The organism is Magnetospirillum sp. WYHS-4, from assembly GCA_039908345.1.
Lineage (GTDB): Bacteria > Pseudomonadota > Alphaproteobacteria > Rhodospirillales > GLO-3 > JAMOBD01.
Map to the genome: position 1 here is coordinate 20,349 of JAMOBD010000016.1, position 18,678 is coordinate 39,026.

Genomic DNA, 18,678 nt, shown 5'->3' on the forward strand with positions numbered 1-18,678 from the left:
CTGGTTGAATGGGGGCCGGGGTCGGGCAAGGGACACAGGGCATGGTCAAGGACCTGGAAGAAGACGACGGAGAAGACGCCGGTCCCGCAAAGGGAAAGGGCGGCAAGAAAAAGCTGATCGTCATCGTGGCGGCGGCCCTGGTGGTTCTTTTGGCCGGTGGCGGCGCGGCGTTCTTTTTCTTGGGCGGGAAAAAGGCTCCCGGCGAACAGGCCGGAGAGGAGAAGATCGACCCCAACGCCGCCCTCAAGCCGCCGCTCATGCACGAAATGGCCGATATCGTGGTCGACCTGAAGACCGACCAGTGCCGGACGCCCTTCCTCAAGCTCAAGGTCCGCTTGGCGGTGACCGACGAGAAGGACGTGACCATCCTGAAGGAAATCGAACCCTTTCTGATCGACAAGCTGAAGGTCCACCTGCGCGACCTGACGGCCAACGATCTCCGCGGCGCGGCGGGGTCGGAGAAGCTGCGCTTTGACATCGCCAACATGATCGTCGTTTCGGGCGGCAAGCCGGTGAAGTTGCGCGCCGTGCTGTTCAAGGAATTCCTGCTGCAATGACCACGGCCGAACGGGTTCCCGAAGCCAGCCTGATCCATCGCGGCCTGGGGCGGGTGGAATTCTTCGACCTCACGGATGCGGAAATCGCCGGCCTGGACGGCATTCTTTCGGACTTGGCCGGGGAAGGACGGCGGGCGGTCAGCTTCCATGTTCCCGTTCATCGTCCGGACTGGTTCCCCCAGGTGGGTGTAACCTGCTATTTCCTCTCCGAGGACGCGGCGAAGCGGGAACGGTCCTTCCGGTTGGTCGAACACACCCTGGACCTGGCGGAGCGCTTCGGCGCGGAGTACTTGGTCACCCACCTGACCTTCGGCCCCACCGATACCCATGATCCGGTCCGGGCCCGCGACCTGGCCGTGGAGGCTTGCGCCCGCTTCGCCCGCCTGAGCCGCGAACGCGGCCTGCCCATCGACGTGGAATTCGCCGCCTATACCGATTCCTACAACGACCCCGCCACCTTCGCCGCGGCCGTCACGGCGCATCCGGAACTGGGGCTTTGCATCGACGTGGGCCATACCTTCCTGGGGGCGCTGAAGCGGGAACGGGACTTCCTGGGCGACATCCGGGTCCTGGCGCCCCATGCCCGGTCCCTGCATCTCTGGAACAGCACGGGGCCGGAACATACCCGGCTCCACCACCACACACCCCTCCATCCTTCCCAGCATCCCAGGGATGGCTGGATCGACTTGGCGGCCGTGATGGAAATCGTCCTTGTCGCCAATCCCCGGCCGCCCAAGGTGATCTTCGAATACCCGGTGGCGGAGGTCACCCCGGAAATCCAGGCCGGCTACGACTGGGTGGCGGGGATGATGGGAGCCCGAATCCCCTAAATCCAAAGCTTGCGAACCTGGGGGGTGGCGGTGAGCAGATCGCGGTAGGTGCCGCTGGGGGATTCGGCCACCAGGAGCCGGTCGGCGGTCCCCATGACCGAATTGAGGTGTTCGTAGATCTGTTCGCCCGACATGCGGCTTTTGATCAGCCAGACCCGGTCGAGCAGCTTGGCCGTACCGGCCGCCTTGAGGGCGTCGATGCGGTGCTCGACCTCGGACACGGAGGGCTTCTTTCCGGCAAGGTCGAAGCAGACGATGAATTGCTGCATGGGATGGTCCTTTCAATCAGCTCTTGGTCTGGGAGTGGAGGCTGGATAGCGGCACGAAGCCGGTGGCTTGGCGCAGGACCTTGAAGCCCCGGCTTTCGAGAGGACCGGCTACCTCGAAGTCCCGGTAGGCCCGCTCCAGGGTCTCCTTGCAGGTGCGCCAGAGAGTCGCGTCGTCCATGCTGTCGGTGTTGTCGAGGTGCAGGTAATCGGCCATGCGCTTCAGGATGTGCAGGCGCGCGACGTCGAGGCGGTGCTGCTCGAAGGGAACCTCGAAGAAGCGGAAGAAATCCTCGGCCGCCGACAGGTCCTTCAGGCCTTTCCGGACATCGCACAGGCGGGCATCGCACATGGCTCTTCTCCTCTTGCTCAGTTCAGCAGGGCCGGGCCGGCCAGGGACGCCAAGCCGCCGGCGAGGCCGGGAATGCCGGCGGTTTCGATGAGAAAGCGGTGCAGGTCCTCGGTAGAAGGCGCATGCTTGGTATCCTGGGCGTGGGTCCGGATGCGCGCCAGGATGGCCCGCGCCTGGGCCGGAGCGACGGCGAGCCCCAGGTCACGATAGGCGTTGACCACCGCGCTGACGCCGGAATGCTTGCCCAGCACGAAGCGGTGGCGGCGCCCGAACTTGGCGGGATCGAGGGCCTGGTAGGTGCGTGGATCGCGCAGCAGGCCATGCACGTGCAGGCCGGATTCATGAGTGAAGACGGCCTCGCCGACGATGCTCTTGTTGGCCGGGACCGGGTGCCCGGACGCCTCGGCGACGAGCCGCGAGACATCGCCCAGGGACCGGGCGTCGATGCCGGAGGCCAAGCCGTGGATTTGTTCCAGGGCGACGGCGACTTCTTCCAGGGGCGCGTTTCCGGCCCGCTCGCCCAAGCCGTTTACGGTTGTGCTGACGTGAGTCGCGCCGCCCAGAACCGCCCCTAAGGAATTGGCGGTCGCCAGGCCCAGATCGTCATGGGCGTGGATTTCCAATTCGATATCGGTGGTTCGCCGCAGGGCGGCGAACAATTCCCGGGTCCGGAAGGGGTCGAGGATGCCCAGCGTATCGGCGAACCGGAAGCGCCGGGCGCCGACTGCCGCCACGGTGCGCACCACATCGGCAAGGAAGGCCGGATCGGCGCGGGAGGAGTCTTCCCCACCGACGGAAACATCGAGGCCGCGGAACAGGGCGAGCGGCACGATCTCGCGGATGCGCCGCAGGCACCAAGACCGATCACGGCCCAACTTGCCGGCCAACTGGGTGTCGGAAACCGGGATCGACAGGTTGACCATGGTGACGCCGGTGGCCAGGGCGGCGGCCAGGTCGTCCTCGCGCATCCGGCACCAGGCGATGGGTCGCGCCGCGAGCCCGAGGCCGACGATGGCCCGGATGTCATCCTGTTCCTCCGGCCCCATGGCCGGGATGCCCACTTCCATCTCGGGGACGCCGGCGGCATCCAAGGCGCGGGCGATCGCCAGCTTCTCCGGGCGAGTGAAGGCAACACCGGCCGTCTGTTCCCCGTCGCGCAGCGTCGTGTCGTTCATGACGACCATGGCCGCTCCTTCCTCAGCAGGCGAAGGACTTGCCGCAGCCGCACTTGCCCTGGGCCTTGGGGTTGTCGAAAGTGAAGCCCGCCCCTTCCAGGCGAGTCACGAAATCGATGGTGACGCCGTCCAGCAAGAGGGCGCTCGCCGGGTCGACGAAGACCTTCAGGCCTTGGCAGTCGACGACGGTGTCATCGTCTTGGGGGGCGGGTTCGAAGCCCATGGCATAGCGCAGGCCGGCGCAGCCGCCCGACTGGACGGCCACACGCAGCCCGGCTTCCGTGCCCTCGCCGTCCGCCATGGCGGATCGAGCGGCCAGGACGGCATTGGGAGTCATCGCCAGCATGTCATCCTCCTCGGGCGCCTCTTGTGGCGTCCCAAGGAGGATACGCAAGCTGCGGGCCAAGTCTAACTCATTGGTAAAGCACGAATTATGCTTTGTCGACGTTGTCGGCTTCGCGACAAGGCTTGTCGGGATCGTCTTATCCCAGGCGACCTTCGAAATCGCATTCGGATTTCAAGTCATGGCCCATTTTCGGCATATGGGCGTCGCTCGGGAATTCCTGGTGGCCGGTGTCCACCGAATAGAGGGTCTTGCCGGTGGCGCCGGCCGTTTCGATGGCGGCCACGCCGTCCCAGATGCCCTCGAAGCGGACATGGTCGAGAACGTCGGCCTCGTCGGCGCCATCCCGCTTCTCGCAAAGCAGGCTGTGGATATTGCCGTCGCCTTGGGCGACGTGCTCCGTATGGCGGATGGTGACATTGTAGGTCATGGGGAACCTCCTGGGTCCGGTTGCTCTTCCATATGGGGAGTCCCGAGCCGAATGCCAGCCCAGGGCAATTCGATTGGCTCCAGAGTCCATTGCCAGGCGACCGGGGAGGGGATATGCCTGGAGTGTCGGGCGTGGGGCGTAGGATGCAGGGCGATGGTGCACTCGAAACTCGATTTGATTCACCTGCTGGCCCAGGCCGAGTCCAAGGCCGCGAAACTGGCCGAGGAAAACCGGCAGTTGGCCCAGGCCTTCGATCAGGTCTTGCAGGCCCAACACCTGGAGGCCCTGCAACTGGCCGAGGTGAGCGAGCAGCTTTGGGCGGCGCAGGAGGCCTTGGCCAACGCCAGTGCCGACCGCGAGAAGGTGCTGGCGGCGCTGGCCACGATGAGCGGCAAGCTCACCCGCATCCAGACCCAGGTCAAGGAAACCCAGGATGCCGCCGTCAAGGGGGTTTCGGGGCTGGAACTCCAGGCGCGCCTCTACGAGATCAAGGCCGCGGTCGAGATCGACCCCCTTGAGGAAATGGTTCGCGCCTACAACGAGAAACTGATGGCCCAAGGGCCCAAGGGCTGACGGCCTACTTCCTGAAGGGCGCAAGCATCCGTTCGATCAGCGTTGGCTTTTTCGGCGCCTTGGCCTTGGGCTTGGCGGCCGGCGCTGCCTTTTTGGCCGGTCCCGCGCCGCATTCCGGATTGGCGAACGTATAGAAACAGCGGAAGGTGCCGCTGTCGCCCAGGGCATAATAGGCCACCTTCTGGATCGTCTTGTCGCGGCGGCAGCGGGCCTTGGCATCGGCTTCCGCCGCATCCTTGTCGGCGATCGAATCGCTGTATTCCAGCTTGCCTTCCTTGAGGCTCTGGCCCGGCCTGCAGATGTAGATTTCGGTTGCCATCGCCTGACCGCCTACATGCGGGGAAAGAGTAGCGAGACGGTGGTCCCGCTACCCGGTGCGCTGTCGATGGCGAGGCTCCCGCCGTGCATCTCCACCAGGGCCCGGGTAATTGCCAGCCCGAGACCGGTGCTGTCGTCGGTGGCGTTCGCGGTCGACAGCGAACGGACGAAAGGGTTGGCAAGCTTCGGCAGGTCCTCGGCCGGGATGCCGATGCCGGTATCGCGCACCCGGATGGCCTGCCACATGTCCAAACGGTCGGCGGACAGGGTCACCGACCCGCCGGACGGGGTGAACTTGATGCCGTTGGACAGCAGGTTGACGAGGCATTGCTTGACCGCGCGCCGATCCGCCGAGAGGGGCTCCGAACCCACGGGTACCGTGTTGACCAGGACGACACCCTGCTTCTCCGCCTGCTCGTAGACCAGGCGCAGGCATTCGTCGGCGATCGCGCGCGGGTCGATGGTCTCGCGGACCAGTTCCTTGCGGCCCGCCTCGATGCGCGACATGTCGAGCACGTCGTTGATCAACTGCAGAAGGTGCTGGCCGCTGTCGTAGATGTCCTTGGCGTATTGCAGGTAGCGGTCCGATCCCAGCGGTCCGAACAATTCCAGCTTCAGCATCTCGGCGAAGCCCAGGATGGCGTTCATCGGGGTGCGCAATTCGTGGCTCAGGTTGGCCAGGAATTGGGTCTTGCGCAGGCTGGCCTGCTCCGCCTTCTCCTTTTCCTGGAACAGGTCCTCGGCAAGGCGGACCAGGGCGGCCCCCTGCTTTTCCAGGCGCGAACGGGTGATGAAGATCTCGTCCATGTAGCGGCGGTAGTATTCGCCTTCCATGCGGGCGCGGATTTCTTCCTTTTTCAGCTCCGTGATGTCGCTTTGGAAGGAGACGACGCCGCCGTCCCGGGTACGGCGTTCGCTTGCCTGTATCCAGCGTCCGTCGCCCATCTGCATCTCGAAATAGCCTTCGCCCGATTCGGCCACGTGGCTGGCCATGCGGCGGGCAAGCCAAGCCTCGGGATTTTCCTCCTCCAGGCGGATCTGGCCTTGTTCAAGGGCCGCCTGCAGGAACTGGCGAAAGGAAACGCCGGCCACCAGCCGGTCGGCCACCTTGGGCACCACGCGCCGATATTCGTCGTTGCACAGCACGAGGCGATCCGCCGGGTCCCAGAGCGCGAACCCTCCCGATGTGCTGTGCAAGGCGTCGCGAATACGGTTTTCCGCCACTTTGACCCCGGTGACGTCGCTCCATAGGCAGACGGTGCCGCCTTCGCGGGTCTTGCGGGCGGTGGCGCGGAGCCAGCGGTTGTCTTTGTATTCGATCTCGCAAGGGACGGCATCGTCGTTGAACTGATCGATCTTCTCCGACAGCCACTGGTCGATACGCCCGCGAGCGGCGGGAAACATGTCCTGTTCCGCGGCGGACCGGAGGATGCCGGCGATGGTCGATCCCGGCTGGAGCGGCTCCTTGCCGTTCCCCAGGATGTCGCGGAAGCGCCGGTTGCAGATCACCAGGCGCCCGCCGGGATCGAACAGGCCGAACCCGTCGTCGAGGGTGTCGATAGCCTCGCCCAGGCAGGCGGCGGCGGACAGGACCTCGCCATCCTCCTTCAGGCGGCTGACATCGCAAAGCGTCGCCACCGCGCCCCCGTCGTAAGGCTGGATGGACAGTCGAAGCCACAGGGTCCGGTGGCTGTCGACGATGCATTCGACGCATTCGACGGGCTTGCCGTCGGCAAGAACGGCGGCCAGGCGGGGCAGAAGGCCAGGAATTCGTTGGAGGGCGGCCGTACCGGCCGGGGTTGCGGCCATCAGATCGGCCGCAGCCACCCCCAACAGCCGACCGGCGGCCATGTTGGCGAAGACCACGCGGAGAGGCCCCGGGGCCTTCGCTTCCTGGTCGGCGGCTACGGCCAAGACCGCATCGGGCACGGATTCCAGTATCCGCATCCCGAGGCCCAGCCCGTCCGTCATATCGACCCCTCGCGCCATGCCACTTTCCCTGCCGGCCTGCCGCGAACGGCGGGCATCGGAACTTCCCTCCGATTCATAGTCCATTCCCGCCGCATCATCAATGTCGGCGCTTGGCCCTTGGGCGGATCGAATGCCATTCGTCGATGGCGGCCTGGAGGGCTGATTGCTCCATCGATTCATTGGCCGGGCGGTATAATAGGTCCGGACCCTAGCCCTACCTCGTCTTCGCCTGCCGTCTTTTCGGCTTGCCGGGGAAGCTGGACTTGGCGGCCTGCTTGGTGGCGAGCGAGCCCCAAAGGTCGACCGCGTCGGCATGCTCGATGGTCGCATGGACTTTATCGCCCGGCTTCAAGTGAATTTCTCCATTCAGGAAGACGTTGCCGTCGATTTCAGGGGAATCGGCGAAGCTCCGGCCAAAGGCGCCTTCCTCGTCCACTTCGTCGATCAGCACGTCCAGCGTCCGTCCGATCAGCCGTTCCATACGGCGGGCGGCAACGCGCCCCTGGCCTTCCATCAGGCGCTTCCACCGTTCGTCCTTGACCTCCTCCGGCACCGGGTCCGGCAGGGCGTTGGCCGCGGCTCCCTGGACGGCCTCGTAGCGGAAGCAGCCGACCCGGTCCAGTTCCGCCTCCTCCAACCAAGCCAGCAGATTCTCGAAATCGGCGTCGGTCTCGCCGGGAAAGCCGACGATGAAGGCGGACCGGATAGCGAGATCCGGGCATTCCCGGCGCCAGGCGCGGATGCGTTCCAAGGTCTTTTCCTGGTGGCCGGGACGGCGCATGGCCTTCAGCACCGCCGGGCTGGCGTGCTGGAAGGGGATGTCCAGGTAGGGGAGGATCTGGCCTGCCGCCATCAAGGGAATAACCTCGTCCACCTGAGGATAGGGGTAGACGTAGTGCAGACGGACCCAGACCCCCAGGTCGGACAGGGCTTCGGCCAGTTCGGTCAGCCGTGCCTTGACCGGCCGCCCGCGCCAAGCGCTTTCCGCGTGGCGCAGGTCGAACCCGTAGGCGCCGGTGTCCTGGGAAATGACCAGAATCTCCTTCACCCCGGCCTGGACCAGAGCTTCCGCCTCGGCCAGCACGTCGGCAGCCGTCCGGCTGACCAAGCGACCGCGCAGGGCGGGAATGATGCAGAAGGTGCAGCCGTGGTCGCAGCCTTCGGAAATCTTGAGATAAGCGTAGTGCCTGGGGGTGAGCCGCAGGCCCTGGGGCGGAACCAGGTTCAGGAAGGGCTTGTGGGCGGGCGGCACCGCCTCGTGGACGGCCTCGACGACCGCGTCATACTGCTGTGGGCCGCTTACCGACAGGACCTCGGGGAACAGGCGGCGGATGGCGTCTTCCTCGTTGCCCATGCAGCCGGTGACGATTACCCGGCCGTTTTCCGCCATAGCCTCGCCGATGGCGTCCAGGGATTCCTTCTTGGCGCTGTCAAGGAAGCCGCAGGTATTGACCAGCACGACGTCGGCCCCTTCGTAGGTCGGCGAGATATCGTAGCCTTCGGCCTTCAGGCGGGTCAGGATGCGTTCGGAATCCACCAGGGCCTTGGGGCAACCGAGGCTCACGATGCCGACGCGGGATGGCGGTTTGCTCATGGGCGACTATATAGGCCCGGCGGCGCCATCCCCGCCAGCCCGGATTTTCCGCCCCGCAGGAGACTTATCCGCCGTGGCGAACCGTGCTATCATGCCGACCCGGCACCGGAAGACCGAAGAACGCGGGTCCGGCGCCGCCCGCCCCTTCGTCGTGACGCCGTGCAGAACCGCACCAGCCATGGACCTCGATCGTGACTAGAACCCCTCGCAAGACCCTGGTAACCGGCGGTGCCGGCTTCATCGGCAGCCATCTCGTCGAGCGTCTGCTGGCCGACGGCCACCGGGTAGTGGCGATCGACAACTTCGCCGGCGGGTCCGAAGAGAACCTGGCCCATCTGGCGGGCGATTCGCGCCTGACCTTGCATCGGGCCGATATCGCCGACCGCGGGGCCATCGCGCCCCTGTTCGAAGGGGTGGACTGGGTCTTCCACTTGGCGGCCATGGCCGACATCGTGCCCTCCATCGTCGATCCGACCGTCTATCACCGCTCCAACGTGGACGGCACCTTCGCCGTCCTGGAAAGCGCCCGCGCCGCCGGCGTCAAGCGCCTGGTCTACGCCGCGTCGTCCTCCTGCTACGGCATCCCGGACGTCCATCCCACGCCGGAAGGCGCCGAGATGCGGCCCATGTACCCCTACGCGCTGACCAAGTACGTCGGCGAGGAATACGTCCGCCATTGGAACAAGACCTATGGCCTGCCGACGGTTTCCTTGCGCATGTTCAACGTCTACGGGCCGCGCGCCCGGACCGCCGGTACCTACGGCGCGGTTTTTGGCGTGTTCCTGGCCCAGAAGCTGGCCGGCAAGCCCTTCACCGTGGTTGGCGACGGCACCCAGACCCGCGACTTCACCTTCGTTACCGACGTGGTGGCAGCCTTCGTGATGGCTGCCGAATCCGATCTGTCGGGGGCGGTGATGAACGTGGGTTCCGACAACACCTACAGCGTCAATCGGCTGGTGGAACTGCTGGGCGGGCCGGTAACCTACATCCCCAAGCGCCCCGGCGAGCCCGACTGCACCTTCGCCGACACCCGGCGCATCAAGGCACTGCTGGGCTGGAAGCCCAAGGTTTCCTTCGAGGAAGGGGTGGAAATCATGCTGGGAAACATCGACTACTGGCGCCAGGCGGTAGTCTGGGAACCCGAATCCATCAAGGGCGCCACCGCCGACTGGTTCCGCTACCTGGGCAAGGAGGGGGACGGGAAATGAGCGAGGACAACGGCCTGCGCGGCAAGCTCAAGACCCTGGACGAACTGTCCGCCCTCAGCCGCCAGGCTCGCGACGCCGGCCGCACCGTGGTGCAATGCCATGGCACTTTCGACCTGCTGCACGTGGGGCACCTCAGGCACCTGCGCTCGGCCCGCGCCGAAGGCGACCTGCTGATCGTCACCCTGACCGGCGACGCCCACGTCAACAAGGGGCCGGGCCGGCCCGCCTTCGCCGAACCGATGCGGGCCGAGATGCTGGCCGCCCTGGAATGCGTCGACTACGTCGGCATCTGCCAGTTCCCGCTGGCGGTGGAGGCCATCGAGGCCATCCGCCCCGCCGTCTACGCCAAGGGCAAGGAGTACGAGAAATCCGAGGAGGACGTGACCGGCGGCATCGTCGACGAGCGCCGCGCCGTGGAAGCCCACGGCGGCCGTCTGGTCTTCACCGACGACGCCACCTTCTCGTCGTCGTCGCTCATCAACCGCTATCTGTCGGTCTTCGATCCCAATCTGGACGAATACCTGCAGGGGCAGCGCGCCCGCCACCGCCTGGCCGAGTACACGGAACTGCTGGACCGCATCAAGGACTACCGGGTCCTGATGATCGGCGATGCCATCATCGATGATTACAAGTACGTTTCCGCCATCGGCAAGTCGCCGAAGGAACACATCATCGCCACCCAGTTTTCCAGCCGCGAGGTCTTCGCGGGCGGCGTCTTCGCCGCCGCCAACCACGTGGCCGACTTCTGCCGCGAGGTGGAGGTGGTGACCACCATCGGGCGGCACTGGGAATACGAAAAGGTGATCCGCGATTCCATGCGCTGGAACGTCAAGCTGCACATGTTCCGCCGCGAGACCGCCCCCACCACCCGCAAGACCCGCTACGTCGACCGCAGCTATCTGCGCAAGATGTTCGAGGTCTACCACATGGACGACACGCCGACGGCACCCGACTTCGAACGCGAAATCGTCAGCCTGATCGAGAACCGGGGTCCCGAATTCGATCTGGTGATCGTCACCGATTTCGGCCACGGCCTGATTACGCCGTCGACCATCGCGGCGCTGGAGCGTTCGGCCCGCTTTCTTGCGGTCAATACCCAGTCCAACAGCGCCAACATGGGCTACAACCTGATTACCAGGTATCCGCGCGCCGACTACGTCTGTATCGACGCCCCGGAAGCCCGCCTGGCGGTATCCGACCGCCTGTCCGACATCGCCGAGGTGGTGGGCCGCATCCTGCCGTCGCGCATCGATTGCCCGCGCATCGTGGTGACCACCGGGCGCGAGGGCTGCCTGGGCTATACGAAGGGCGAGAAGACCTTGTCCAAGGCGCCGGCCTTCACCAAGACCGTGGTCGACACGGTGGGGGCCGGCGACGCCTTCTTCGTGCTGACCGCACCCTTGGCGGCGGCGGGCGCCTCCATGGAACAGATGACCTTCGTCGGCAACGCGGTGGGGGCGATCAAGGTCGGCATCGTCGGCCATCGCCGGTCGGTGGAACGTATCCCGCTGGTGAAGTTCATGACCACCTTGTTGAAGTGAGGACGGGAGTGCGGGTCGGTATCGATTTCGACAATACCCTGGCCGGCTACGACGCCGTCTTCCGCGACGAAGCCGTCGCGCTGGGCCTGTTGCCCCCAGGTTTCGCGGGCGGCAAGACCGAGGTCAAGGCTGCGCTCTCCGATTCCGACTGGCAGCGCCTGCAAGGCCAAGCCTACGGCCGTCTGATGCCCCGGGCCGACCTGATCGCCGGGGCGGACCATTTCCTCATCCGCTGTCGGCGGAAGGGCGCCCGGGTCTTCGTGGTCAGCCACAAGACCCGCTTCGGCCATTTCGATCCGGCCCGCGTCGATCTGCGCGCGGCCGCCCGCGCCTGGATGGAAGCCAAGGGCTTCTTCTCCGTTCTCGATGTCGATCGCGACGACGTGTTCTTCGAGGAGACCCGCGAGGCCAAGATCGCCCGCATCGCGGCGCTTCGTCTCGATCATTTCGTCGACGACCTCAAGGAGGTGCTGGACGATCCCGGGTTTCCGCCGGGACCCCGGCGCCACTGGTTCACCGGCGACTGGCCGGCCATCGAACGGGAGGTCTTCGCCGATGCTGCCTGAACCTTCCGAGGATGAAGTCCTGGCGCTTGGCACCCGGCTGGCCGGACGGCCGGTGGTGGGCGTCCGGCCGGTGCGGATCGGCGGCAACAACCGTATCTGGCGTCTGGACTGCGATGGCGCCACGTTCGCCCTCAAGGTCTATCCGCCCCAGGAGGAAGATCCCCGCGATCGTCTGGGCGTCGAGTGGCGGGCCCTGACCTTTCTGGCCGAAAGCGGCATCGACTCGGTGCCCAGGCCCGTGGCCCGCGAAGGCCACGCCGCCCTCCACGAATGGATCGAGGGAACCGCCATCGGCGATCCCTCGCCGGACGACATTGACCGGTTGGCCGATTTTTTGCTCGTCCTCCAAGGCCTGCGGGAAGGCGCCACGGGGATCGGGCCAGCCTCGGCGGCATGCCTGGCCCCGGCGGACGCGGTGGTGCAGGCCGCCGAGCGCCTGGGCCGCCTGACCGAGGTCTGCGATGACGTCCCGGAACTGGAAGGGTTCCTGCAACAGCGGGTGGTGCCGGCCATGGATGGCATCGTGACCCGAGTCTTTCAGGCCTTTCCCGGAGCCGCCAGCCGCCTGCCCGAGGACCGGTTGGCCTTGAGCCCGTCGGATTTCGGTTTCCACAACGCGCTTCGGCGCCCCGACGGGCGTCTGGCCTTTCTCGACTTCGAATACTTCGGCTGGGATGATCCGGCCAAGGCGATTGCCGACGTCATGCTGCACGGCGGCATGGATCTTTCGCCGTCCCTGGGTGAACGCTTCCGCGACCGGGTGGCCCCCGCCTTCGCGGTCCGCGACCCGGACTTTGCCCATCGCCTGGACGTGCTTTATCCCTTGTACGGCCTGATCTGGTGCCTGATCCTGCTCAACGAATTCCGCGCCGACCGGTGGCAGCGCCGCAACCTGGGTGGCCGGGTGCCCGACGCGGAGGCGGCGCGCGCCCGCCAACTGGCTCGTGCCAAGGCACGACTGGAGACCCTTTGGAAGACCCATTGAACACGCCGCTCGACGAGCGCTCGCGGGCGTTGCGCTGGATGGTGGTGGACGCCATGGTCGCAGCCGGACGGGGCCATCTGGGCCCGGCTCTGTCGCTGATCGAGATCCTGCGGGTGCTCTACGACGAGGTGCTGCGCCTGCGGCCCGGCGAGCCCGACTGGCCGGATCGCGACCGCTGCATTCTCAGCAAGGGTCACGGCTGCCTGGCGCTTTATGCCATGCTGGCCGACAAGGGCTTCTTCCCGGTGGCCGAACTGGCTGGATTCTGCGGTGCCGACAGCATTCTGGGCGGCCATCCGGAACGTGGCCTGGTTCCCGGCGTCGAGGCGTCGACCGGGGCCCTCGGCCACGGCCTGTCCATCGGCGTCGGCATGGCCCTGGCGCAGCGCATGAAGGGTCGCGACGCGCGCGTCTTCGTGGTCATGGGCGACGGCGAACTGAACGAGGGCTCGGTCTGGGAGGCCGCCATGGCGGCCGGCAAGCACCGCCTCGCCAACCTGACGGCGGTCATCGACTACAACAAGCTGCAGTCCTACGGCCCGACCACCCTGGTGATGGACCTGGAACCCCTGGCCGACAAGTGGCGGAGCTTCGGTTTCGCGGTCGCCGAGGCCAACGGCCACGATCTGGAATCGCTGCGCGCCGCGTTCTCCCGCCTGCCGCTGGACCCGGGCAGGCCGTCGGCGGTCATCTGCCATACGGTGAAGGGCAAGGGGGTGCCGATGGCCGAGAACAATCCCGACTGGCACCACAAGAACAAGCTGAAGGACGTCGAGATGGAGTCCATCCGCGCCGCATTGGGCGCCCCGGACGTGGAGGACTGAGCCATGCGCAAGGCTGCCCTCGACATGGTGCACCAGTTGGCCCGGCGGGACGAACGGGTGGTCTATATCGGTTCCGACCCCGGCGCGGGCACCCTGGACGCCATGAAGGCGGAATTCCCCGATCGCTTCTTCATCGAAGGCATCGCCGAAGCCAACGTTGTCGGCATGGCGGCGGGCTTGGCGATGGAAGGCTACATCCCCTACGTCAATACCATCGCCACCTTCCTGACCCGCCGCTGTTTCGAGCAGGTGGCGGTGGACGTTTGCCTGCACGGCCTGCCGGTGCGCCTGATCGGCAACGGCGGCGGCCTGGTCTACGCCCCCCTCGGGCCGACCCATACGGCCATCGAGGACATGGCGATCATGCGGGCCCTGCCCGGCATGGCGGTGGTGGCCGTGGCGGATGCCGACGAGATGCGGCGCATGATGGCCTGCACCCTGGATTGGCGGGGACCGATCTACATCCGCCTGGGGAAGGGGGGCGACCCGGTGGTCTCGAAGGAAGAAGGCGGCTTCACCCTCGGCCGGGGGATTCCCATGCGGGATGGCGGCGACGTGCTGATCGTTTCCACCGGCGTGATGACGGCCAAGGCCTTGCAGGCGGCGGATGTTCTGGATGCGGCGGTGCTGCATCTGCCGACCGTCAAGCCCTTGGACACCGCCGCCCTCTTCCGGCTGGCGGAAGGAAGGCGGCTGGTGGCGACGGTGGAGGAACACATCCGCACCGGCGGCCTGGGCAGCGCGGTGCTGGAAGCCTTCGCCGACCGTGAGGCGATGCCGGTACCGCGCCTCTTGCGCCTCGCTTTGCCGGATGCCTTCGTGCACAACTACGGCTCCCAGGACGGTCTGCTGGCCCGCTTCGGGCTCGATTCCGCAGGCATCGCGAAATCGGTACGGGAGGCCCTGGCATGAAAACGGTCCTGCTTTTCGGGGCCAGCGGCAAGATGGGCACGGCACTGTCGCGGGCGCTGGCCGGCAGCTACCGGGTGACCGGGCTATCCTCGGCCGACCTGGACGCCCGCGATTTCGCCGCGGTGCGGGCACGGGTGGAAAGGGATAAGCCCGACATCGCGATCAACGCGGTGGCCATGCTGGGCATCGACGCCTGCGAAAAGGACCCCAACGCCGCCTGCCGACTGAACGCCTATCTGCCGCGCCTGCTGGCCCGCCTGATGGCGGACAGCGGCGGGACGATGGTGCATTTTTCCACCGAGACGGTATTTTCCGGCGCCCTCGGCCGGCCCTTGACCGAGGACGACGAGCCCGACCCGGTCAACGTCTACGGCCATTCCAAGTACATGGGCGACCTGCTGGTCCGGGATGCCACGCCCCGCCACTACCTGTTCCGCCTGCCGGTGCTTTTCGGGCCCTCGGCCAAGCGCAACCAGTTGCTGGAGCGCATGCTGGACAAGGCGCGGGCCGGCGAGCCGATATTGCGCCTGGCCGCCGACATCGTCACCAGCCCGACGCTCAGCCTGGATGTGGCCCACGCGGTGCGCCGGGCCCTGGACGACGGCTGGGACCACGGGCTCTACCACTTGGCCAACGCCGGCCAGGCCTCGCTTTACGAGTTGGTGTCGGAAGCCGTCCGCCAGGCCGGCCTCGCCACCCGCGTCGAGCCCGCTTCCTGCCACGACTTTCCTTCGCTGGGGAAGAAGAACACGGTCACTCCGCTGGTGTCGCGAAAGCGCCCGCCGTTGCGGTCGTGGCAAGAGGCGCTGGGGGCGATGGAGGCGTAGCCGTCAACCGGCTACTTGCGCTTCGGCGCGTCGTGGGAATGATCGTGGCGATGGCCTCCGTCCGCCGTCAGGTGCTCCTTCAGGCGCGGCATCAGTTCGACGAAATTGCAGGGGGGGCAGCGGGAATCGAGCTGGTTCACCAGGATATCGTCCCAGGCGTCGCGGCAAGCCCCGGTGGAGCCAGGGAGGGCGAACAGGTAGGTCCCGTTGGCCAAGCCGGCCAGGGCGCGGGACTGGATGGCCGCGGTGCCGATCTTCTGGAAGGACAGCATACGGAACAACTCGCCGAAACCGGGAATTTCCTTTTCGAAGACCTGCCGAAAGGCCTCGGGCGTCACGTCGCGCCCGGTGACGCCGGTACCGCCGGTGGCGATCACCACGTCGATGGCCGGATCGTCGATCCAGGCCTTGACCCGAGCGACGATGCGGTCGACGTCGTCGGTGACGATGTCGCGGTCGGCGACGACGTGACCGGCCGCCCCGATGCGATCGGCAAGGGTCTGGCCGGACTTGTCGTTATCCAACGTACGGCTGTCGGATACCGTCAGGACCGCGATATGGACCGGAAGGAAATCCCGGTGCCCTTCAATCTTCGCCATTTTCCGCCACCACGACCATGGATTCGTCGAGGCGGGTATAGATCGGACGTTCGCCCGACGCAATGGCGTCGAGTTCCGGTATCGCCTGACCCAGACGGTGGCGGTAGACCCAGAGGTTGGTGAGAATCTTCTCGATGAACTCGCGGGTCTCGCGCACCGGGATCGATTCGATGAACAGCAGCGGATCGTCCTGATGGTTGCCGCGCCGCACCCAACGGTCCAGGTTGCCGGACCCGCCGTTCCACGCGGCGGCGAGTTGGAACATGTCGCCCTGCACGGCCGGATCGTCGAGCAGCCGCCCGATCAGTTTCTGGCCCAGGTAGAGGTTCAGGTCCGCATCCAGCAGGTCGCTGCGATTCTTGCCGCGGTAGCGGCGGTCGTTGGCGACGAAGCTGGCGGTGCCGGGCATGATCTGCATCAGGCCCTGGGCGCCGGCCGGGCTCTGGGCGCGGGGGTTGAATCCCGATTCCTGGCGGACGATGGCGAAGACCAGGGCGCGGTCCGCCTTGGAGCCGCCGGGAGCGTTCCAATTCATCAGCGGAAAGGCGGCGGCGTCGAAGCCGCCATTGTCCCGATGCAGGATGTTGTCCAGCCGCATGGCCAAGCCGGCCAAGTTGTAGTGCATGGCGACGACGAGGATGTCGCGCCGGGTCTCGTCCCCGGCCGATGCGGCCAGGATACGCAGTTCCTGATCGGCGGTTTCGGTCCGCCCGACCTGCAGCAGGGCCAGGGCGCGCTTGCCCTGGGGCGTGGCGGCCAAGCCGGCCGCCAATTCCGCAGTCAGGGCCGGCACTTCCCAATTGAAGGGCAGCGGATGCCCCTGCACCCGCGCCGCCAGAATGCCGTAGAAGGTGCGTGGGTAGGACGCGGCCTTGGACAGCCAGCGGTTCACCTTTTCCGGCCGGCCGCTAATCATATAGGTGCGCGCCGCCCAGAAGGCCGCCGCCGAGATGGCCCACTGCGACTGGCCGGCGACTTCCGCCGCCCGCTCGAACTGACGACCCGCCTCGTCGAGGCGGCCCATGCGCCAATAGCTGAGCCCGGCGATCCAATGGGCGTCGGGGATGTAGGCGCCGGACCGCTGGGCGACCGGCAGCACCCATTCCAGTGCCTTGTCGTCCAGGCCGTCGACGAAGTAGCCGGTTCCCAGCTTGAGCCGGTAGCGGTCGTAGTCGACGGTGCTGAGCAGGCTCTTGGCCCGGTCCTCTTCCAGGACGCCGCGGACGTTCTTGGTCGCGCCCTTGCGGGAAAGCGCGGCCACCTTGCCCATCAGCTTCTCGGCTTCCGCCTTTTCGGCGGCCGAGAGCCTCTTGGCCGGAGCCTTGGGAGCGCCATAGATACGTTCGCCCGAATGGCCGCCCCCCACCAGGTAGCCGCCCGAAGGCGCGCGCAACCCCTTGGGAGCCTTGCCCTTGGCCGGGTGGGCGGCCTTGTGGATGGCCCGTGCGTCGCCCTGGTCGTGGAACGAGTCCATCCAGGACTTCAACTCCTCGGCCGTCGGCTTGTAGCGGGGATGAAGATAGCGCTGGGCCTGTAAGGCACCCAGCAGCAGCTTGTCGTCGACCTTGCGGATCAGGGTGTCCGCGATCCGCCAGTCCCCGTTCTCCTGGGCGGCGAAGATCTGTTGATAGATTTCGGCATCGGCCTCGGACAGGATCTGCAGACGGACCGATTCCTCGACGGCCGGCGCGGCGGCAGAAGGAAGGGAGGCGGTGGCAACGGGAGCGGTGACGGTATCCTCGTCCTCGGCATACGCCGAAGCGCCCGCCCCGACCAGAGCGGCGGACAGCAGAAGAGCGGGAATGAATCGGTAACGGCGCACTTGCGCTTGGCCGTGGTCGAATGGCACGCGGCTGTCTCCCCCAGGAAATCCCCGGAAATCCGTTAACCCTCTATTAACCCTATAACCCATCGAAAGCGCGATGACAACCGTCATAATTTGTAAGCATTCGCAGCTTTAGTGGGAGTGCCCCCTGCAATACCCCACGCCTAGTGGATATGAAGCTCATCCAACTTTCGACGGATGTCCAGGAGGTCCCGCCAGGCCAGCCGCTTCTGGGCCGGCGACCGCAAAAGATAGGCGGGATGGAACAAGGCCGTGGCCTGGATCGGGTGGGACAACCGGGCGGTCGAATAGCCGAACCAGCGGCCGCGCAACTGGCTGATGCCCGCGCCTTGCGCCAACAGGGCCTTGGCCGCCGGGCCACCCAAGGCGACCAACACCAATGGATCGACCAGTTCGACCAGCCGTTCGACGAAGGGCATGCAGACCGCGGTTTCCGATGTGGTGGGCGTGCGGTTCCCGGGCGGGCGCCAGAAAACGGTATTGGAGATCAGCACCCCATCCCGATCAAGGCCGATGGAGGCCAGCATGCGGTCGAGCAGCTTGCCCGAGGCGCCGACGAAGGGCAGTCCCTGGCGGTCTTCCTCGGCCCCCGGCGCTTCGCCGATCAGCAGGACGCGGGCCTGGGGATTGCCGTCGGTGAAGACCAGCTTGGTGGCGGTCTTGCGCAAGGGGCAGCCGTCGAAGGTCTCCAGCGCCTGGCGGAGTTCGGGCAGCGAGCGGGCGTTGGCGGCGGCGGCCACGGCGCCTTTGACGGCCGCGTCACCGGTGGGCGGCAGGGCGGGAGTCGCCAAGGCGACGAGCGGCGGGGCCGGCAACGGTGGCGGAGAGGAGGCGACGACGGGCATGATCGCCGCCGCATAACGGTCGACCGCCGTCTCGCCGATGGTCTCGTCGACCCCTGCGGCCAGGTAGAATTCCATCAGGGCGCGGACGGATAGGACTTCGGCCATGGCCCCGTCTT

At 66.5% G+C, this 18,678-nt stretch carries 21 protein-coding genes; 10 read left to right on the forward strand and 11 right to left on the reverse strand.

Annotated elements, in window-relative coordinates; all coding sequences use genetic code 11:
- The first annotated feature begins 41 nt into the window (after window positions 1–41).
- A complete protein-coding gene (locus H7841_06845) occupies window positions 42–557 on the forward strand; it encodes a flagellar basal body-associated FliL family protein (protein MEO5336592.1) in 516 nt (171 codons plus the stop codon).
- Window positions 554–1,387 carry a sugar phosphate isomerase/epimerase gene (locus H7841_06850; protein ID MEO5336593.1) on the forward strand — a complete coding sequence of 278 codons (834 nt, stop codon included), beginning with the start codon at window positions 554–556 and terminating at the stop codon, window positions 1,385–1,387. Before H7841_06845 ends, H7841_06850 begins: the two co-directional genes overlap by 4 nt.
- Here the strand turns inward: H7841_06850 and H7841_06855 are convergent.
- The 5 genes from H7841_06855 to H7841_06875 all read right to left on the reverse strand — a co-directional run bounded on the left by H7841_06855 (window position 1,384) and on the right by H7841_06875 (window position 3,953).
- Window positions 1,384–1,656: a hypothetical protein gene (locus H7841_06855; GenBank protein ID MEO5336594.1), complete on the reverse strand. Its 273-nt coding sequence runs from the start codon at window positions 1,654–1,656 to the stop codon at window positions 1,384–1,386. The two genes, H7841_06850 and H7841_06855, sit on opposite strands and share 4 nt — an antisense overlap.
- A gap of 16 nt (window positions 1,657–1,672) precedes the next feature.
- Entirely contained in the window at window positions 1,673–2,005 is a 333-nt protein-coding gene (locus H7841_06860) for a nitrogenase-stabilizing/protective protein NifW (GenBank protein MEO5336595.1), read from the reverse strand.
- 17 nt (window positions 2,006–2,022) lie between these two features.
- Entirely contained in the window at window positions 2,023–3,189 is a 1,167-nt protein-coding gene (nifV, locus tag H7841_06865) for a homocitrate synthase (protein MEO5336596.1), read from the reverse strand.
- Between the two features lie 13 nt (window positions 3,190–3,202).
- On the reverse strand, window positions 3,203–3,526 hold the full coding sequence (locus tag H7841_06870) for an iron-sulfur cluster assembly accessory protein (protein MEO5336597.1): 324 nt from the start codon (window positions 3,524–3,526) through the stop codon (window positions 3,203–3,205).
- A gap of 136 nt (window positions 3,527–3,662) precedes the next feature.
- Entirely contained in the window at window positions 3,663–3,953 is a 291-nt protein-coding gene (locus H7841_06875) for a hypothetical protein (GenBank protein ID MEO5336598.1), read from the reverse strand.
- A gap of 153 nt (window positions 3,954–4,106) precedes the next feature.
- Here H7841_06875 and H7841_06880 point away from each other — a divergent pair, with 153 nt between their 5' ends.
- Window positions 4,107–4,526, forward strand: coding sequence for a hypothetical protein (locus tag H7841_06880; protein ID MEO5336599.1), 420 nt, complete (start codon window positions 4,107–4,109; stop codon window positions 4,524–4,526).
- A 4-nt stretch (window positions 4,527–4,530) separates the two neighbouring features.
- Here the strand turns inward: H7841_06880 and H7841_06885 are convergent, their stop codons facing one another.
- The 3 genes from H7841_06885 to rimO all read right to left on the reverse strand — a co-directional run bounded on the left by H7841_06885 (window position 4,531) and on the right by rimO (window position 8,409).
- Entirely contained in the window at window positions 4,531–4,845 is a 315-nt protein-coding gene (locus H7841_06885; protein MEO5336600.1) for a hypothetical protein, read from the reverse strand.
- A gap of 11 nt (window positions 4,846–4,856) precedes the next feature.
- Complete coding sequence (locus H7841_06890) at window positions 4,857–6,833, reverse strand: PAS-domain containing protein (GenBank protein ID MEO5336601.1); 1,977 nt, start codon at window positions 6,831–6,833, stop codon at window positions 4,857–4,859.
- A gap of 196 nt (window positions 6,834–7,029) precedes the next feature.
- A complete protein-coding gene (gene rimO, locus H7841_06895) occupies window positions 7,030–8,409 on the reverse strand; it encodes a 30S ribosomal protein S12 methylthiotransferase RimO (GenBank protein ID MEO5336602.1) in 1,380 nt (459 codons plus the stop codon).
- A gap of 191 nt (window positions 8,410–8,600) precedes the next feature.
- Here rimO and H7841_06900 point away from each other — a divergent pair, with 191 nt between their 5' ends.
- From H7841_06900 to H7841_06930, 7 genes are read left to right on the forward strand one after another with little or no spacing between them, the layout of a single operon-like run.
- Entirely contained in the window at window positions 8,601–9,617 is a 1,017-nt protein-coding gene (locus H7841_06900) for an SDR family oxidoreductase (GenBank protein MEO5336603.1), read from the forward strand.
- Window positions 9,614–11,158 carry a PfkB family carbohydrate kinase gene (locus H7841_06905; protein MEO5336604.1) on the forward strand — a complete coding sequence of 515 codons (1,545 nt, stop codon included), beginning with the start codon at window positions 9,614–9,616 and terminating at the stop codon, window positions 11,156–11,158. The genes H7841_06900 and H7841_06905 overlap by 4 nt, the downstream gene beginning before the upstream one ends.
- A gap of 8 nt (window positions 11,159–11,166) precedes the next feature.
- Window positions 11,167–11,724, forward strand: a complete 558-nt coding sequence (locus H7841_06910; protein MEO5336605.1) for a hypothetical protein — start codon at window positions 11,167–11,169, stop codon at window positions 11,722–11,724.
- On the forward strand, window positions 11,714–12,709 hold the full coding sequence (locus H7841_06915; protein ID MEO5336606.1) for an aminoglycoside phosphotransferase family protein: 996 nt from the start codon (window positions 11,714–11,716) through the stop codon (window positions 12,707–12,709). The genes H7841_06910 and H7841_06915 overlap by 11 nt, the downstream gene beginning before the upstream one ends.
- Window positions 12,706–13,533 carry a transketolase gene (locus H7841_06920; protein ID MEO5336607.1) on the forward strand — a complete coding sequence of 276 codons (828 nt, stop codon included), beginning with the start codon at window positions 12,706–12,708 and terminating at the stop codon, window positions 13,531–13,533. Before H7841_06915 ends, H7841_06920 begins: the two co-directional genes overlap by 4 nt.
- A gap of 3 nt (window positions 13,534–13,536) precedes the next feature.
- Window positions 13,537–14,445, forward strand: a complete 909-nt coding sequence (locus tag H7841_06925; GenBank protein ID MEO5336608.1) for a transketolase — start codon at window positions 13,537–13,539, stop codon at window positions 14,443–14,445.
- Complete coding sequence (locus tag H7841_06930) at window positions 14,442–15,272, forward strand: NAD(P)-dependent oxidoreductase (GenBank protein MEO5336609.1); 831 nt, start codon at window positions 14,442–14,444, stop codon at window positions 15,270–15,272. Before H7841_06925 ends, H7841_06930 begins: the two co-directional genes overlap by 4 nt.
- A gap of 11 nt (window positions 15,273–15,283) precedes the next feature.
- On the opposite strand, the gene moaB is transcribed toward H7841_06930, so the two are convergent.
- The 3 genes from moaB to H7841_06945 all read right to left on the reverse strand — a co-directional run bounded on the left by moaB (window position 15,284) and on the right by H7841_06945 (window position 18,667).
- Complete coding sequence (gene moaB / locus H7841_06935; GenBank protein ID MEO5336610.1) at window positions 15,284–15,871, reverse strand: molybdenum cofactor biosynthesis protein B; 588 nt, start codon at window positions 15,869–15,871, stop codon at window positions 15,284–15,286.
- Window positions 15,858–17,720: a lytic transglycosylase domain-containing protein gene (locus H7841_06940; protein MEO5336611.1), complete on the reverse strand. Its 1,863-nt coding sequence runs from the start codon at window positions 17,718–17,720 to the stop codon at window positions 15,858–15,860. Before H7841_06940 ends, moaB begins: the two co-directional genes overlap by 14 nt.
- A gap of 140 nt (window positions 17,721–17,860) precedes the next feature.
- On the reverse strand, window positions 17,861–18,667 hold the full coding sequence (locus H7841_06945; GenBank protein ID MEO5336612.1) for a uracil-DNA glycosylase: 807 nt from the start codon (window positions 18,665–18,667) through the stop codon (window positions 17,861–17,863).
- Window positions 18,668–18,678: the final 11 nt, after the last annotated feature.

Excerpts from the sequence above, each read along its gene's own strand:
- H7841_06880 (MEO5336599.1), top strand. The coding sequence starts at position 4,107 with ATGGTGCACTCGAAACTCGATTTGATTCACCTGCTGGCCCAGGCCGAG.
- H7841_06855 (MEO5336594.1), bottom strand. The coding sequence starts at position 1,656 with ATGCAGCAATTCATCGTCTGCTTCGACCTTGCCGGAAAGAAGCCCTCC.
- nifV (MEO5336596.1), bottom strand. The coding sequence starts at position 3,189 with ATGGTCGTCATGAACGACACGACGCTGCGCGACGGGGAACAGACGGCC.
- moaB (MEO5336610.1), bottom strand. The coding sequence starts at position 15,871 with ATGGCGAAGATTGAAGGGCACCGGGATTTCCTTCCGGTCCATATCGCG.
- H7841_06925 (MEO5336608.1), top strand. The coding sequence starts at position 13,537 with ATGCGCAAGGCTGCCCTCGACATGGTGCACCAGTTGGCCCGGCGGGAC.
- H7841_06870 (MEO5336597.1), bottom strand. The coding sequence starts at position 3,526 with ATGCTGGCGATGACTCCCAATGCCGTCCTGGCCGCTCGATCCGCCATG.
- H7841_06905 (MEO5336604.1), top strand. The coding sequence starts at position 9,614 with ATGAGCGAGGACAACGGCCTGCGCGGCAAGCTCAAGACCCTGGACGAA.
- rimO (MEO5336602.1), bottom strand. The coding sequence starts at position 8,409 with ATGAGCAAACCGCCATCCCGCGTCGGCATCGTGAGCCTCGGTTGCCCC.
- H7841_06885 (MEO5336600.1), bottom strand. The coding sequence starts at position 4,845 with ATGGCAACCGAAATCTACATCTGCAGGCCGGGCCAGAGCCTCAAGGAA.
- H7841_06890 (MEO5336601.1), bottom strand. The coding sequence starts at position 6,833 with ATGGCGCGAGGGGTCGATATGACGGACGGGCTGGGCCTCGGGATGCGG.
- H7841_06945 (MEO5336612.1), bottom strand. The coding sequence starts at position 18,667 with ATGGCCGAAGTCCTATCCGTCCGCGCCCTGATGGAATTCTACCTGGCC.
- H7841_06930 (MEO5336609.1), top strand. The coding sequence starts at position 14,442 with ATGAAAACGGTCCTGCTTTTCGGGGCCAGCGGCAAGATGGGCACGGCA.
- H7841_06915 (MEO5336606.1), top strand. The coding sequence starts at position 11,714 with ATGCTGCCTGAACCTTCCGAGGATGAAGTCCTGGCGCTTGGCACCCGG.
- H7841_06875 (MEO5336598.1), bottom strand. The coding sequence starts at position 3,953 with ATGACCTACAATGTCACCATCCGCCATACGGAGCACGTCGCCCAAGGC.
- H7841_06860 (MEO5336595.1), bottom strand. The coding sequence starts at position 2,005 with ATGTGCGATGCCCGCCTGTGCGATGTCCGGAAAGGCCTGAAGGACCTG.
- H7841_06845 (MEO5336592.1), top strand. The coding sequence starts at position 42 with ATGGTCAAGGACCTGGAAGAAGACGACGGAGAAGACGCCGGTCCCGCA.
- H7841_06850 (MEO5336593.1), top strand. The coding sequence starts at position 554 with ATGACCACGGCCGAACGGGTTCCCGAAGCCAGCCTGATCCATCGCGGC.